We start from the raw sequence: 14719 nt of genomic DNA, 5'->3' as shown, positions 1-14719 counted from the left end.
AGACCGCAAGGCCCAGCCACAGCGACGCTCCAAGCATCGTGCGGTTTTCCATGAGTATGGCGGTATGCCTCCATTCAACCGTTCAAGCGCTTCTAAGAGTGCGCCATAGCGTTTTGGTTCGCTGAAACCCGAGATTAGCGCGCCGATGTTGCGGATTGAAGACCAATGCAGCCTGGCCGCTAGATGGCTATCATGGGTTTTTCTCAGCTTGGGGTATATCGATGATTTCACTCGCAGCGTTTCCGATTATTACCAAATGGCCAGCCCAGCATCCCGAGCGTTTGCAGTTGTACTCGCTGGCGACCCCCAATGGCGTCAAGGTATCGATCATGCTCGAAGAGGTGGGCCTGGCGTATGAGGCGCACAAGGTCAGCTTCGACACCCAGGACCAGCTTTCCCCGGAGTTCCTGTCCCTGAACCCCAACAACAAGATCCCGGCGATCATCGACCCCAATGGCCCGGGCGGCGAACCGCTGGCGTTGTTCGAGTCGGGTGCGATCCTGATCTACCTGGCTGAAAAAACTGGCCAACTGCTGCCCCAGGCCCCCGCTGCGCGCTATGAAACCCTGCAATGGCTGATGTTCCAGATGGCCGGGATCGGGCCGATGTTCGGCCAGGTCGGTTTCTTCAATAAGTTCGCCGGCAAGGCCTACGAAGACAAACGCCCCCGCGACCGCTACGCCGCTGAAGCCCGGCGCCTGCTCGGCGTGCTGGAAAAGCACCTGCTGGGCCGTACCTGGATCATGGGCGATGAGTACAGCATTGCCGACATCGCCACCTTCCCCTGGATCCGCAACCTGATTGGTTTCTATGAGTCGGGCGATCTGGTGGGCATTACCGACTTCCCCAATGTACTGCGGGCGTTGGATGGTTTTGTCGCCCGGCCAGCGGTGATCCGTGGCCTGAATATTCCGAGCTGACCTATGCCGACTTTCGATTTCAAGCAACTGGACGTGTTCAGCAGGGTCGCACTCAAGGGCAACCCACTGGCTGTAGTGCTGGGCGCCGATAGCCTCAGCGACCAGCAGATGGCCGACTTTGCCCAATGGACCAACCTCAGCGAAACCACCTTCCTGCTCCAGCCCCGGGACCCACGTGCCGATTACCGAGTGCGGATTTTTACCACTGTGCAGGAACTGCCCTTCGCCGGCCATCCGACCCTGGGCAGTTGCCAGGCATGGCTGCAAGCCGGTGGTGTGCCCCGGGGCCGAGAGATCATCCAGGAATGCGAGATCGGCCTGGTGCGCATCCGCCGCGAGGGTGACGAGTTGGCGTTTATCGCCCCGCCCTTGATCCGTTCGGGCCCGTTGGATGTTGAGTTGCTGGAGCGTGTACGCCTGGCCCTGAACCTTGAGCCCGAGGCGATCCTTCGCAGCCAATGGGTCGATAACGGCGCGGGCTGGCTGGCCCTGATGTTGACTGATCGGCAGGCGGTACTGGCCTTGCAGCCGGACTATTCAAAGTTGCTGGGGCTGGCGGTGGGCGTGATTGCCCCGTGTGATCCTGCCCGCGATGAGGTTGATGCGCAGTTTGAGGTGCGGGCGTTCATTGCTGGTGATGGGGCGCCGGAAGATCCGGCCACTGGCAGCCTGAATGCCGGCCTGGCGCAGTGGTTGCTGGGCGAAGGCTTGGCGCCCGATGCGTATGTGGTCAGCCAGGGCACTACCATGGGGCGTGTAGGGCGAATCCGTGTCGCCCGGCAAGGTGATGAAGTCTGGATCGGTGGTGCCGTGACGCTCTGCATAGAGGGCTGTCTACGGCTGTAGGTCAATGCAATTGTTACCGCCAGGGGAATAAACTGTTGTTCCCCAGCGTTTGTTCTGATGGGTGCGTAGGGCATAAGCTTTCGCCCCTAGGTTTTTTCGCCTGTTTTTTTCAGGAGCATTCATGTCCAGCCAGTTCCCCGAAACCCGTCCTCGCCGCCTACGTCGTTCCCCCGAGTTACGCAGCCTGTTCCAGGAAACCGAATTCACCCTCAATGACCTGGTGTTGCCGATTTTTGTCGAAGAAGAAATCGACGATTTCGTACCGATTACCAGCATGCCCGGTGTGATGCGCATCCCTGAATCGAAACTGGCCAGTGAAATCGAGCGCTTTGCCCGCGCCGGGATCAAGTCGGTGATGACGTTTGGCGTGTCTCATCACCTGGACGCCAGCGGCAGCGACACCTGGAACGAGCGTGGGCTGGTGTCGCGCATGTCGGCGATCTGCAAGGACGCGGTGCCGGAGATGATCGTGATGTCCGACACCTGCTTCTGCGAATACACCGATCACGGCCATTGCGGCGTGATGCACGGTAATGAAGTGGACAACGACCGCACCCTGGCCAACCTGGGCAAGCAAGCAGTGGCGGCCGCCCGCGCCGGTGCCGATGTGATCGCGCCGTCGGCGGCGATGGACGGCCAGGTCCAGGCTATTCGCCGGGCCCTGGATGCGGCCGGTTTCAACCATATCCCGATCATGGCCTATTCCACCAAATTCGCTTCGGCCCTGTATGGCCCGTTCCGCGAGGCGGGCGGCAGTGCGCTGAAGGGCGATCGCAAAAGCTACCAGATGAACCCGATGAACCGCCGCGAAGCCGTGCGCGAATCCCTGCTCGACGAGCAGGAAGGTGCCGACTGCCTGATGGTCAAGCCGGCCGGCGCCTACCTGGACATCATCCGCGATATCCGTGAAGCCTCGCGCTTGCCCGTGGCGGCCTACCAGGTCAGTGGCGAATACGCGATGATCAAGTTCGGTGCCCAGGCAGGGGCCATTGATGAAGCACGGGTGGTGCGTGAGACCCTGGGCTCGATCAAGCGTGCCGGTGCGGACTTGATCTTCACCTACTTTGCGATGGACCTGGCGCTTTCCGGGATCTGATCCTGACGCTACACCCCTGTAGGAGCCGGCTTGCCGGCGAAAAACTCACAAACAACGCGTTCATTCAGGTGGTACGCGTTACCGTTGACGTTCTTCGCCGGCAAGCCGGCTCCTACAGGGGCGGGTGTGGGTTTGTGAGATAGTGGGTGCTTTCATCGGCTTACAGGACACCCCCGCATGCTTTCATCCCGGCTGATTCCCTGCCTGGCCGCCTTGTTGGTCATGGCCGGCTGTTCAACTCAACGCAGCCAGCAACAGCCCGAGCGCAGTGAGGCCGAGGTCAAGGCGCAGATCGTGCGGCTGATGCCGGCCAAGGTGTCGGATCGCGCCGGTTGGGCCCAGGATATCTACACCGCCTTCGACAGCCAGGACATCTACCCCAGCACCGAGAATATCTGCGCGGTACTGGCCGTGACCGAGCAGGAGTCCACCTACCAGGTCGACCCGCCGGTGCCGAACATGGGCAAGATCGCCCAGGATGAAATCCTCCGTCGTGCAGGCAAAGTGCATGTGCCGGCCGTGCTGGTGCGTACCGCGTTGCAACTGCGTTCGCCCACGGGCAAGTCCTACGCCGAGCGCCTGAGCGCTGCGCGTACCGAAAAAGACCTGAGTGGTATCTTTGATGATTTCATTGGCACTGTGCCGTTGGGGCGCACTTTGTTTGGCAGTTTCAACCCCGTGCATACCGCAGGCCCGATGCAGGTGAGCATTGCCTTTGCCGAGAAACAGGCCAGGGGCTATCCCTACACCGTGGACGGCAGCATTCGCCGGGAAGTGTTTACCCGACGGGGTGGCATGTACTTCGGCATCGCCCATTTGCTCGGCTACCCGGTGAACTACAGCCAGCCGCTGTACCGTTTTGCGGATTTCAACGCCGGTTGGTACGCCAGTCGCAATGCGGCGTTCCAGGCTGCCGTCAGCCGCGCCTCGGGCACGCGTCTGGCGCTGGATGGGGATCTGATCCTGCATGGCTCCATCATGCCCGGCACCACGGAGCTGGCGGTGCGTTCATTGGGCAAGAAGCTGGACATGCGCAACCCGAGCATTCGCAGCCAGCTAGAGCAGGGCGATCGCCTGGATTTTGAAGAGACCACCCTGTACCAGCGGGTGTTTGCCCTGGCCGAGAAAGCCGAAGGCAAACCGCTGCCGCGGGCGATCCTGCCGGGTATTGTGCTCAAGAGCCCGAAGATCACCCGCAACCTCACCACGGCCTGGTTCGCCCAGCGCGTGGATGAGCGTTACCAGCGCTGCATCAAGCGCTGAGGTCAGGGGCGACGCTTGACCAGCTTGCGCCACAACCAGACCCACAGCCACAACACCGGGAACGCGAGGATCACAAACGGCAGCACATAGCTGGAGCGCTCCAGGGCATCGGCGGTGCCATCGACCAGGTTGTCGCCCAGGTTACCGAACATCCTGGCAAAGCGCGATTGCTGATGTTCGCCGTCTGAGGGTTGGAAGTTCAGGGTCACGCGGTTGGTGTCCAGGCGCCGCTGTTGGCCGGCGGCGATCTGTGCCAGTTCCTGCAGCTCGTTTTCGATGGCGGCCTGTTCCTTGCTGAGGGTGATCAGGTCGCCCACGGTGATGTCCTTGCGCGCAGCCAGTTCATCCAGGCGTTTTTGCTGGGCCTGCAAGCGTTCCTGGCGACGGCGCACATCGGCCACGGCGTCGGCCAGGTCCTCGGCGCTGGTGATACGCTGGCCCAGTTGACCGCCCTCGGCCGCCATGCTCACCAACGGCTCGACACCGTTTGGAACAATGCGTAGCACGATCATGCCGCCGTCGCTGTTCTCTTCGATACGCAGGATATTGCAGGCGCCGAACTGCGCCGACTCACAGGCTTGGCGAGTGGCCTGCATGCGCGGTGCCAGCAGGGCTACTGGCATCGCCAGGCTCAACTCATGCTCATAGGCCAGCAGCGCGCCGGCCCGGCCCTGTTCGCCACTGATGGCCGTGGCCTCGGAGTACTCCTTGGGCGAGCAGCCGCCGAGCAGCAGGCCAGTCAATAACAACAGTGCAGTGAATCTGCCTTCCAGATGGCGCATTACAGTTCCTTCAAGTGTGCGGGATAAAGTGCGCGGCGATTAAAGCGGGTTTGCCCGGCGAACGCAAAGCGGGCGTAGGCTTATCGCCACAGATTTGCCGCATTGATCTTGATGGCTGCAACGCGCGCCCAGGGTTAAACCTTGTGTCTGCACACAAGGACGATCCGACCATGACTGTTATTCCTGAAGGTTTTATCCCATTGCCCCGCAGCAGCCCGCTCCTGGATTTGCTTGGTCCGGTGTATTGCCGTGGCGAAGGCCTGCACCTGCAACTGGGGCTGCGCGCCGACAATCGCCATGCCAACGGACGCGGCACGGTCCACGGTGGCGTGCTGGCGACCCTGGCGGATGTTGGCATGGGTTACGCCATGGCGTTTTCCAGCGACCCGCCGTTGCCGTTGATTACCGCGAGCATGACCCTCGATTATCTGGGGGCGGTACAGGTAGGGGAGTGGATCGAGGTGCACTTGGAGCATCACAAGCGCGGGCGGCAGATGGCGTTTGCCACGGTCAGTTTGCAGGTGGGAGAAAAGGTCGTGGTGCGGGCCAATGCGGTCTTCGCCGTACCCCAACCTGGCTGACGATGGCGATCTATTGTAGGCGCTGGCTTGCCAGCTCCTACATTGAAGGACGTTCGCAAATCAGATAGGCAAAAAAAGGCCCGGTTTTCGTGGAACCGGGCCTCTTTCATGTTGCTCGTTGAATCAGTCGCGCTCAAGGGCCAGTGCCACGCCCTGACCGCCGCCGATGCACAAGGTGGCCAAGCCTTTCTTGGCATCGCGCTTGATCATTTCATGCAGCAGGGTCACCAGCACGCGGCAGCCTGAAGCGCCAATCGGGTGGCCGATGGCAATCGCGCCGCCGTTGACGTTGACCTTGCTCGCATCCCACTCCAGTTCCTTGCCCACCGCCAGTGCCTGTGCGGCAAACGCTTCGTTGGCTTCGATCAGGTCCAGGTCGGCCAGTTGCCAGCCGGCCTTGTCCAGGCAACGGCGGGTCGCAGACACCGGGCCAATGCCCATGATTGCCGGGTCGACACCTGCGTTGGCGTAGCTGGCAATACGCGCCAGGACCGGCAGGCCGAGGGCCTTGGCTTTGTCGGCGCTCATCAGCAGCACCGCAGCGGCGCCGTCATTGAGGCTCGACGCGTTGCCGGCGGTGACGCTGCCGTCTTTCTTGAAGGCTGGCTTGAGCTTGCCCAGGGATTCGGCGGTGGTGCCGGCACGGGGCTGCTCGTCCACGGCAAAGGCAATCGGGTCGCCTTTGCGCTGGGGAATCAGGATCGGCGTTATCTCGTCGGCAAAGCGCCCGGCTTCAATCGCGGCGACGGCTTTTTGCTGGGAGGCGGCGGCGAACGCGTCCTGGGCTTCACGGCTGATGTCGTACTTGTCCACCAGGTTTTCGGCGGTGATGCCCATGTGGTAGTCGTTGAACGCATCCCACAGGCCGTCGGTGATCATGCTGTCGATCATCTTCGCGTGGCCCATGCGCAGGCCGGTGCGGGCGGATGGCAGTACGTAGGGGGCCAGGCTCATGTTCTCCATGCCGCCAGCGATGATCACCTCGGCGTCACCGCAGCGGATGGCTTGCGCGCCCAGGTGCAGGGCCTTGAGGCCCGAGCCGCAGACCTTGTTCAAGGTCAGGCTCGGCACCGCATGCGGCAGGCCGGCGAGGATCGACGCCTGGCGCGCCGGGTTCTGGCCACTGCCTGCGGTCAGCACCTGGCCGAGGATCACTTCATCCACTTGCGCAGGATCGAGACCCGTCTGCTCCAGCAGGCGGCGGATCACCGCAGCGCCCAGTTCCGGTGCCGGGATGCTCGCCAGGGCACCTTGGAAGCTGCCCACGGCGGTGCGGGTGGCAGCAACAATCACGACGTCTTGCATGGAATCTGTCCTCACTGGAAATGCATTTCTGGAACGTGGTCCGGGACGATCAGTTTACCGGCGGTCTTGCTGACAATCTCTTCAACGCTGACGCCAGGTGCGCGTTCCTTGAGGACAAAAGCGCCATTTTCGATTTCCAGGTAGGCCAGGTCCGTCAGCACGCGCTTGATGCAGTTGGCACCGGTCAGCGGCAGGCTGCATTGGCTGAGCAACTTGGACTCACCGTCCTTGGAGGCGTGGGTCATGATCACGATGATGTTTTCTGCGCCGGCCACCAGGTCCATGGCGCCGCCCATGCCCTTGACCAGCTTGCCTGGGATCATCCAGGACGCGATGTTGCCATGTACATCCACCTCAAAGGCGCCGAGTACCGTGAGGTCGACATGCCCGCCACGAATCATGGCGAAGGATTCGGCGGAAGAGAAAATCGAGGCGCCGATGCGTGCGGTAACGGTCTGCTTGCCGGCGTTGATCATGTCGGCGTCGATGGTGTCTTCGGTAGGAAACGGACCCATGCCCAGCAGGCCGTTTTCCGACTGCAGCATCACTTCCATGCCGTCGGGGATGTAGTTGGCCACCAGGGTCGGGATGCCGATGCCGAGGTTGACGTAGAAGCCGTCCTGCATTTCGCGGGCGACGCGTTGAGCCATTTGTTCGCGGGTAAGAGCCATTTTATGTGTCCTTATTATTCGGGCTAGAGGATTACTTGCGGACGGTGCGCTGTTCGATGCGCTTCTCGAATGTGCCGCAGATGATCCGGTCGACGTAGATGCCAGGGGTGTGGATCTGCGCCGGGTCCAACTCGCCCGGTTCGACGATTTCCTCGACTTCAACCACGGTGATCTTGCCGGCGGTGGCCGCCAGCGGGTTGAAGTTTTGCGCCGTGTGGCGGTAGATCACGTTGCCGAAATGGTCGGCTTTCCAACCTTTGACGATGGCGAAGTCGCCGGTAATGGATTCTTCCATCAGGTACGGGCGACCGTTGAATTCACGGGTTTCCTTGCCTTCGGCGACCGGGGTACCGACGCCGGTGGCGGTAAAGAAGGCCGGGATGCCGGCGCCGCCTGCGCGCATTTTTTCCGCCAGGGTGCCTTGGGGCGTCAACACCACTTCGATTTCGCCGCTGAGCAGTTGCTTCTCGAACAGGGCGTTTTCACCGACGTAGGAGGCGATGACCTTACTGATCTGTTTTTCTTCCAGCAACACGCCCAGGCCGAAACCGTCGACGCCGCAATTGTTGGAAACCACCGTCAGGTCGCGGGTGCCTTTGCGCTTGATTTCGGCGATGAGGTTTTCCGGGATGCCACACAGGCCAAAACCACCGGAGAGTACGGTCATGCCATCTTCCAGGCCTGCCAGCGCTTCTTCATAGGACGCCACGCGTTTATCGAAACCTGCCATATGCACCTCTTTTATTGTTTGTGGTCCAGCCAGTGAACCGAGTGTTGCGCCGACGGATTGATTTGTTAAGTTGTTTTTTAAGGTTGATTGATTTAAAAAACAGCACAATTACCCATGCGTTGGAGCAGCGTCATGACAGTTAAACAGATGCGGGCCTTCCTTGCCGTGGCCCAAAGCCTGAGTTTTGCCGCCGCCTGTGAGCGCCTGCATTTGTCCCAGTCGGCCCTGAGCCTGACCATCAAGGGCCTGGAAGAGGGCTTGGGCGGGCGCCTTTTCAGCCGCAATACCCGTAACGTGGCACTGACCCCTGAAGGTGAATCCTTGTTGCCGCTTGCGCGTCGTCTGATTGCCGATTGGGACAATGCCGAAGATGAATTGCGCCAGCGTTTTACCCTGCAACGTGGGCGGGTAACGGTGGCGGCGATGCCGTCGTTTGCCGGCAACCTGCTGCCGCCGATCTTGAAGATCTTTCGCGCGTGCTTTCCTCAGGTCAACGTGACGGTGCATGACCTGATCAACGAACAAGTGCTGGAAATGGTCCGTGATCGCCAGGTGGAGTTGGGGGTAGCGTTCGAACCGGCGCCGGGGTCGTCGCTGGCATTCACCCCGCTGTACCTGGACCGCTTTATCGCCGTCGTGCCCGGCGATTCGCCATTGGCGCAAATGGCCGAGATCGATTGGAAAACCCTGCTGGTGCAACCTTTTATCACCCTGCAGCGGCCTTCCACTGTGCGGGTGATGCTGGAAGAACACCTCGGTGCCTTGCAAATGAAGTTACCCGTGGCCCTCGAAAGTCATCAACTGGCCACAGTGGGCAAGATGGTTGCCAATGGCTTGGGGGTCAGCGCGGTGCCGGCGTTATGCGCGCAGCAGATGGAGGAGGCGGGCGCTCATTGCATCACCTTGACCGGGCCGGTGATCGAGCGGCCGATTGGTGTGCTGACCAAGCCGGGGCATGAGCTGTCGGCGGCGGCGCAGGCACTGTTCGATATCTTTCTGGCTGAGGCGGGGAAGGGGCATTACCCCAACAGTTGAAGTTGCACATAAACAAATGTGGGAGCCGGCAAGCCAGCTCCCACAAAGGTAGCGTTATTCTTAGTAGTAGCGGTCGATTACTTTAACTTGCGAGTTGTCCTTGAAAGACTCCCAGGCATTGTTAAGTGTATCGAACACTTGCTCGATAAAGTTGCGATCGGCTGCCGCTTTCTTGCCGACATAACCCTGGCCGCGGCGGTACATCTTCAGGCGCGCCGCCAGTTCGCGGTTATTGCGGTCGAACTCGGCTTCTTCGGTATGGGGCGCCAGGCAGTCAATTTGCACTTCGCCCGATTTGCCAATCCACAGGATATGGTCGTCGAGTGTGTCTTTCTGCGCTGCGAACATCTCAGCCAATTCGTCGATAGTTGGTTGGTTGTTCAGATTCATGTGTAAGCCCCTTGACCAGTTGGCGATCTTCAGTTGATTCGTTAATACACTTTTAAGTTGTCTCCGGTTCCGAAAACCGGGCGTCAGTAACGGTCTGCCGAATACGGGCAGGGTCTTGAACCTGATGCATGTAGTGTTGCTGATGACCTGCTACGCAATGGTTTCATAACGAAGACAAGCAGCATTTGAGCTTCTTGTACCGATCCTTGCGGGCCGGTCAGCTTCATCAATCTGCCTTGTGGGCAGTGCACATCCGGAAAAACAGCTCGGCGGTCAGACGAGCCTGTTCAAAACGCTTGTTGCCAACGCTCCCGATCCGGGAGACGTCTGAATCATGCAAGGTCAAAATGGTTACGTCAACGGTTATGTAGTGATTATTTTTACTCACTACATAATTTTTTTTGTGCAGGGGAGGATGCGGGAAAGGTGACTTGTGCGTCACTTTTTGTGCCGGTGGGTCGCATGCAAGGCCGGGTTCAGCAGTGATCCATGTAGGAGCTGGCTTGCCTGCGATGCAGGCGCCTCGGTGCATCAGTTACACCGAGGTGATGCCATCGCAGGCAAGCCAGCTCCTACATAAGCCAGTTCTCACCGGGGGCGTGGTGGTGTCGAGAGTAGGGTCATTCGCCGCGGATGTACTGCTCCAGTTGCTGGATCAGGGCCGCCTGCTCAGCGATGGCTTCCTTGACCAGGTCACCGATGGACAGCAGGCCCAGCAGTTCTCCGTCTTCCACCACCGGCAGATGACGCAGGTGGCCGTCGGTCATGATGCCCATGCAGTCTTCGACGCTTTTGTGGGTGTCCACGGTGATCGCCGGTGAGCTCATCACTTGGTGTACCTGTGTGCTCGTCGAGGACAGTCCGTGGAGAATCAGTTTGCGCGCGTAGTCGCGCTCACTGATGATGCCGACGACTTTGTTGTCCTTGACCACCGGCAAAGCGCCGACGTTCTTCGCTGCCATCACCACCAGCGCTTCAAACACGGTGTGATTCCACTGGATGGTATGCACTTCCTGATTCTTCTGGTCCTTGGACTTGAGCAACTGTGCGACGGTTTTCATGGCGGCCACTCTGGTGTTGTTATTAGGGCTGTGCCTACAGAATCCTAGACCGCAGGCGCTGGAGCAAGACCCAAAGCGGCGTATATCCCGTCAAAAAGCGTCATTTTATGGATTTTTTCACCCAATTAGCCCTTGCTTGCCGGTTTTGCCGCCCGTTTCGGGCTGGTGCCAGTCTTGCGCTTGGCCGGCTTGCGTTTGTTTTTCCAGGGCGTGGCAGCACGACCTGCCGGGCTGGCCGGGCCGCTGATGGTCATTTGCAGGCCATTGCAGCGCGCCACTTGTTTACTCATCCAGGCTGCCTGTTTGGCGACGAATTCCTCCAGGCTCATCTCACCGCTTTGCACCATATCCAGGGCCTGTTCCCAAATGGCGGTGGTGCCAGGGTCGGCAATGGCCCTGGGCACCGCGTCGATCAGGCTGAAGGCCGCCGGTGTGGCTGACAATGCCTTGCCATTTTTTACCAGGTAACCGCGGTCCAGCAGGCCCTGGATAATCCCGGCCCGTGTCGCTTCGGTGCCGATACCGGTGGTGTCCTTGAGTTTCTGCTTGAGCAGCGGGTCGTCCACCAGCTTGGCGACGTTTTTCATGGCCTTGATCAAGTCGCCCTCAGTGAAGGGTTTGGGCGGCTGGGTCCACAAGTCTTTGAGGTTGACCTTGGCCACTGCGTAGTCCTGGCCTTGCACCAATGGTGGCAAGGGTTGTGGGGCCGGCGCCTCGCGACCCTTGCTTGGCGCCAGGGCTTCGGGCAAGGCCCGCTTCCAGCCTGGCTCCACCACCACTTTGCCCACGGCGCGCAAGGCTTCGCCGGCACAGTTGAAGTCCGCCTGGGTGCGGTCGTATTCGTGGTTGGGCAGGAACTGCGCCAGGTAACGGGCGCGGATCAAGGTGTAGACGGCGCGGTGCTTGCCGGCCAACTGTGCCAGGTCCTTGCCGGCCCCAGTGGGGATAATGCCGTGGTGGGCACTGACCTTGGCGTCGTTCCAGGCGCGGGAGCGGCGTTGCGCATCGATGTGCGGCATCAGCGCATTGACCGCCGGATCGGCCCGGCCCAATGCCGCGAGAATGCTTGGTGCGTCGCCATGCTGGCTGACGGGCAGATAGCCGCAGTCACTGCGTGGATAGGTGATGACCTTGTGGGTTTCGTAGAGGGACTGGGCGATATCCAGGGTTTCCTGGGCGCCGAGGCCGAGTTTTTTCGAGCAGATTTCCTGCAGGGTGCCCAGGTCGAAGGGCAGCGGCGCCACTTCGCGCATGCGCTCTGTGCGCAACTTCACCAGCCGGGCGCTGGCCGCGTTGCTCATCGCGCTGGCGGCCTGTTGCGCGCGTTGCGGGTTGAGGCAGCGGCCCTGGTCGTCGCAGATATCGTCGGCGGCGCGCCATTGTGCGATAAAGCTCATCGACTGATGGCGCAATTCGACATCAATGGCCCAGTACGCCACGGGGACAAAGTCGGCAATGCTACGGTCACGGTCCACCACCAGGCGCAGGGTCGGGGTTTGCACCCGACCCACCGGCAGCACGCCCTGGTAGCCGGACTGGCGGCCGAGCAGGGTAAACAGGCGGCTCATGTTCATGCCGATCAGCCAGTCGGCGCGGGAGCGACCCAGGGCCGAATGGTAGAGGTTGAAGGTCTCTGCGCCAGGCTTCAACGACGCCAGCGCCTTGCGGATCGAGGCATCGTCCAGTGCCGACAACCACAACCGCTGGATCGGCCCGCGATAGCGGCAATGTTCGACCAGTTCCCGGGCGATCATCTCGCCTTCGCGGTCGGCGTCGGTGGCAATCACCAGTTCCCGGGCCTCGCCCAGCAGGCGCTTGACGGCCTTGTACTGGCTGGCGGTCTTGGGCTTGACCGTCATCTTCCATTTTTCCGGGACAATGGGCAGGTCGGCCAGCACCCAGCGTTTGTACTTGGCGTCGTAGGCGTCGGGCGGGGCGGTTTCCAGCAGGTGGCCGATGCACCAGGTGACTGTGACGTCGGTTCCCAGCCAGCAGCCGTCGCCCCGGCGCCTGGCGCCGAGCACGGCCGCGATATCCTTGGCCTGGGAGGGTTTTTCACAGAGGTACAGCCGCATGCTCAGCCCATTCGTTACGCAGTTGAATGGGAAGCAGGATGGGCAAAAGAAGGGGATTGAGCAACCTTTATCTGGATGGATATACAGCAATTTGTGTGAGCGCCGGGAACCAATGTGGGAGCGGGCTTGCCCGCGATGATGCTGTGTCAGTCACTAGATGTATTGACTGATCCACCGCCATCGCGAGCAAGCCCGCTCCCACAAGGGATCTACAGTGTTTGCGGGATATTTAGTTGTTGTCGATATCCACGTTCTTGGTTTCCTTCAGGCACAGCAGCCCGACAATCAGGCTGACCCCGGTAATCACCACTGGGTACCACAGCCCGTAGAAGATATCGCCGGTGTACACCACCAGGGCAAACGACACGGTTGGCAGGAACCCGCCAAACCAGCCGTTGCCGATGTGGTAGGGCAGGGACATGGAGGTGTAGCGGATGCGCGTCGGGAACAGTTCCACCATCAGCGCGGCGAGTGGGCCGTAGCACATCGCAGCGATCAGGATCAGGGCGACGATCAGCACCACCACCATGGTTTTGTTGACCTGGGCCACGTCCGCCGATTTCGGGTAGCCGGCCAGGGTCACGGCGCCGCGCAGGGCGTCTTCGTCATAGCCGTCGATGCGCACATCGCCCACGCTGACCTGCACTGCGCTGCCGGCAGGTGCGGCTTCGCTGCTGTAGGGCAGGCCCTGTTTGACCAGGAAGGTCTTGACCTTGTCGCAGGGGCTGTCAAACCGCGCCTTGCCCACCGGGTCGAACTGGAAGGTGCAGGTAGCCGGGTCGGCCAGCACGGTGATCGGCGCCTGGCGGCTGGCCTGGTCCATCGCCGGGTTGGTGTAGTGGGCCAGGCCCTTGAAGATCGGGAAGTACAGCGCGGTGGCCAGCAGCAGGCCGACCATCAGCACCGGCTTGCGCCCCAGCTTGTCCGACAGCCAGCCGAAGAAGATAAAGAACGGCGCGCCAATCACCACGCTGATGATCAGCAGCATATTGGCCAGGGCCGGGTCCATCTTCAGGAACTGGGTGAGGAAGAACAGCACATAGAACTGTGCGGCGTAGAAGGTCACGGCCTGGCCGGCGTTGATGCTGAACAGCGCAATCAGCACCACCTTGAGGTTTTCCCAGTTGCCGAACGACTCGCGGATCGGCGCCTTGCTGGCCTTGCCTTCCTCTTTCATTTTCAGGAACGCGGGGGATTCGTGCAGGCTCATGCGGATCCAGGTGGAAATCCCCAGCAGCACGATCGACAGCAGGAACGGCAGGCGCCAGCCCCAGACTTCAAACTGATCGCCGGTGAAATACCGGCAGGCCAGTACCACCAGCAGTGACAGCAGCAGGCCGAGGGTTGCGGTGGACTGAATCCAACTGGTGTGGAACCCGCGTTTGCCTTGTGGCGCGTGTTCGGCCACATAGGTTGCGGCGCCGCCGTATTCACCGCCCAGGGCCAGGCCCTGGAGCATGCGCAACACCACCAGGATGATCGGTGCGGCGATGCCGATGCTGGCGTAGGTCGGTAGCAGGCCCACACAGAAGGTTGCCACGCCCATCAGGACGATGGTGGCCAGGAACGTATATTTACGTCCGATCATGTCCCCCAGGCGGCCGAACACCAGCGCGCCGAAGGGTCGCACCACAAAGCCGGCGGCAAAGGCCATCAAGGCGAAGATAAAAGCCGTGGTGTCGTTGACCCCGGCAAAGAACTGCTTGCTGATGACTGCCGCGAGGGCGCCATAGAGGAAAAAGTCATACCACTCGAACACCGTCCCCAGGGACGAGGCGAAGATGACCTTTTGCGACTCTTTGCTGGTGACAGTGGCGCCGACGGTGGCGTCCAGGGGTTGAGCACGTTCTGACATGGGGTAGCCCTCACAGTGATTATTTATTGTTGTTCCACTGTCGGCGCCAACTTCAGCGCCGCTTTTACCCTGTAGGAGCATGCTTGCTCGCGAAAAGCCTGAGAGCAAC

The 14719-nt window shown here is 60.8% G+C and carries 15 protein-coding genes; 6 read left to right on the top strand and 9 right to left on the bottom strand.

Features of this window, described 5'->3' with window-relative positions:
* Positions 1 to 221: 221 nt before the first annotated feature.
* From BFQ03_RS18715 to BFQ03_RS18700, 4 genes are all read left to right on the top strand, one after another.
* Positions 222 to 920: a glutathione S-transferase N-terminal domain-containing protein gene (locus tag BFQ03_RS18715; RefSeq protein WP_065943676.1), complete on the top strand. Its 699-nt coding sequence runs from the start codon at positions 222 to 224 to the stop codon at positions 918 to 920.
* A gap of 3 nt (positions 921 to 923) precedes the next feature.
* Complete coding sequence (locus BFQ03_RS18710) at positions 924 to 1766, top strand: PhzF family phenazine biosynthesis protein (protein ID WP_065943677.1); 843 nt, start codon at positions 924 to 926, stop codon at positions 1764 to 1766.
* 121 nt (positions 1767 to 1887) lie between these two features.
* Positions 1888 to 2862, top strand: coding sequence for a porphobilinogen synthase (gene hemB / locus BFQ03_RS18705; RefSeq protein WP_032860226.1), 975 nt, complete (start codon positions 1888 to 1890; stop codon positions 2860 to 2862).
* 177 nt (positions 2863 to 3039) lie between these two features.
* The gene (locus BFQ03_RS18700) at positions 3040 to 4125 is read left to right on the top strand and encodes a DUF1615 domain-containing protein (RefSeq protein WP_032860224.1); all 1086 of its coding nucleotides are present in this window, start codon (positions 3040 to 3042) and stop codon (positions 4123 to 4125) included.
* Positions 4126 to 4127: 2 nt separating this feature from the next.
* Here BFQ03_RS18700 and BFQ03_RS18695 read toward each other — a convergent pair whose 3' ends face one another.
* Positions 4128 to 4907 carry a DUF4349 domain-containing protein gene (locus BFQ03_RS18695; RefSeq protein WP_032860222.1) on the bottom strand — a complete coding sequence of 260 codons (780 nt, stop codon included), beginning with the start codon at positions 4905 to 4907 and terminating at the stop codon, positions 4128 to 4130.
* 170 nt (positions 4908 to 5077) lie between these two features.
* Here BFQ03_RS18695 and BFQ03_RS18690 point away from each other — a divergent pair, with 170 nt between their 5' ends.
* The gene (locus BFQ03_RS18690) at positions 5078 to 5488 is read left to right on the top strand and encodes a PaaI family thioesterase (protein ID WP_032860221.1); all 411 of its coding nucleotides are present in this window, start codon (positions 5078 to 5080) and stop codon (positions 5486 to 5488) included.
* 123 nt (positions 5489 to 5611) lie between these two features.
* Here BFQ03_RS18690 and BFQ03_RS18685 read toward each other — a convergent pair whose 3' ends face one another.
* Genes BFQ03_RS18685 through BFQ03_RS18675 form a run of 3 tightly spaced genes read right to left on the bottom strand, consistent with a single transcriptional unit; the run spans position 5612 to position 8194 of the window.
* Positions 5612 to 6793 carry an acetyl-CoA C-acetyltransferase gene (locus tag BFQ03_RS18685; RefSeq protein WP_065943678.1) on the bottom strand — a complete coding sequence of 394 codons (1182 nt, stop codon included), beginning with the start codon at positions 6791 to 6793 and terminating at the stop codon, positions 5612 to 5614.
* A gap of 11 nt (positions 6794 to 6804) precedes the next feature.
* Positions 6805 to 7464 carry a CoA transferase subunit B gene (locus tag BFQ03_RS18680; protein ID WP_032860219.1) on the bottom strand — a complete coding sequence of 220 codons (660 nt, stop codon included), beginning with the start codon at positions 7462 to 7464 and terminating at the stop codon, positions 6805 to 6807.
* Positions 7465 to 7495: 31 nt separating this feature from the next.
* Positions 7496 to 8194, bottom strand: coding sequence for a CoA transferase subunit A (locus BFQ03_RS18675; protein WP_010211319.1), 699 nt, complete (start codon positions 8192 to 8194; stop codon positions 7496 to 7498).
* Between the two features lie 132 nt (positions 8195 to 8326).
* Here BFQ03_RS18675 and BFQ03_RS18670 point away from each other — a divergent pair, with 132 nt between their 5' ends.
* Positions 8327 to 9229: a LysR family transcriptional regulator gene (locus BFQ03_RS18670; protein ID WP_032860218.1), complete on the top strand. Its 903-nt coding sequence runs from the start codon at positions 8327 to 8329 to the stop codon at positions 9227 to 9229.
* 60 nt (positions 9230 to 9289) lie between these two features.
* Here the strand turns inward: BFQ03_RS18670 and BFQ03_RS18665 are convergent, their stop codons facing one another.
* From BFQ03_RS18665 to BFQ03_RS18650, 5 genes are all read right to left on the bottom strand, one after another.
* Entirely contained in the window at positions 9290 to 9619 is a 330-nt protein-coding gene (locus BFQ03_RS18665; RefSeq protein WP_029296579.1) for a hypothetical protein, read from the bottom strand.
* Positions 9620 to 9845: 226 nt separating this feature from the next.
* Entirely contained in the window at positions 9846 to 10151 is a 306-nt protein-coding gene (locus BFQ03_RS30290) for a hypothetical protein (RefSeq protein WP_156356797.1), read from the bottom strand.
* 88 nt (positions 10152 to 10239) lie between these two features.
* Positions 10240 to 10680 (bottom strand): CBS domain-containing protein, encoded by a 441-nt coding sequence (locus BFQ03_RS18660; RefSeq protein ID WP_032860217.1) that lies wholly within the window; start codon positions 10678 to 10680, stop codon positions 10240 to 10242.
* Positions 10681 to 10805: 125 nt separating this feature from the next.
* The gene (locus BFQ03_RS18655; protein WP_032860216.1) at positions 10806 to 12755 is read right to left on the bottom strand and encodes a DNA topoisomerase III; all 1950 of its coding nucleotides are present in this window, start codon (positions 12753 to 12755) and stop codon (positions 10806 to 10808) included.
* A gap of 229 nt (positions 12756 to 12984) precedes the next feature.
* Positions 12985 to 14610, bottom strand: coding sequence for an MFS transporter (locus BFQ03_RS18650; protein ID WP_032860215.1), 1626 nt, complete (start codon positions 14608 to 14610; stop codon positions 12985 to 12987).
* Positions 14611 to 14719 lie beyond the last annotated feature (109 nt).

Origin of the sequence: Pseudomonas sp. 25 R 14 (genome assembly GCF_900004755.1) — a bacterium.
Lineage (GTDB): Bacteria > Pseudomonadota > Gammaproteobacteria > Pseudomonadales > Pseudomonadaceae > Aquipseudomonas > Aquipseudomonas brenneri.
Note: the sequence above shows the minus strand (reverse complement) of the source record. Positions and strands in the feature narration are given on the sequence as shown.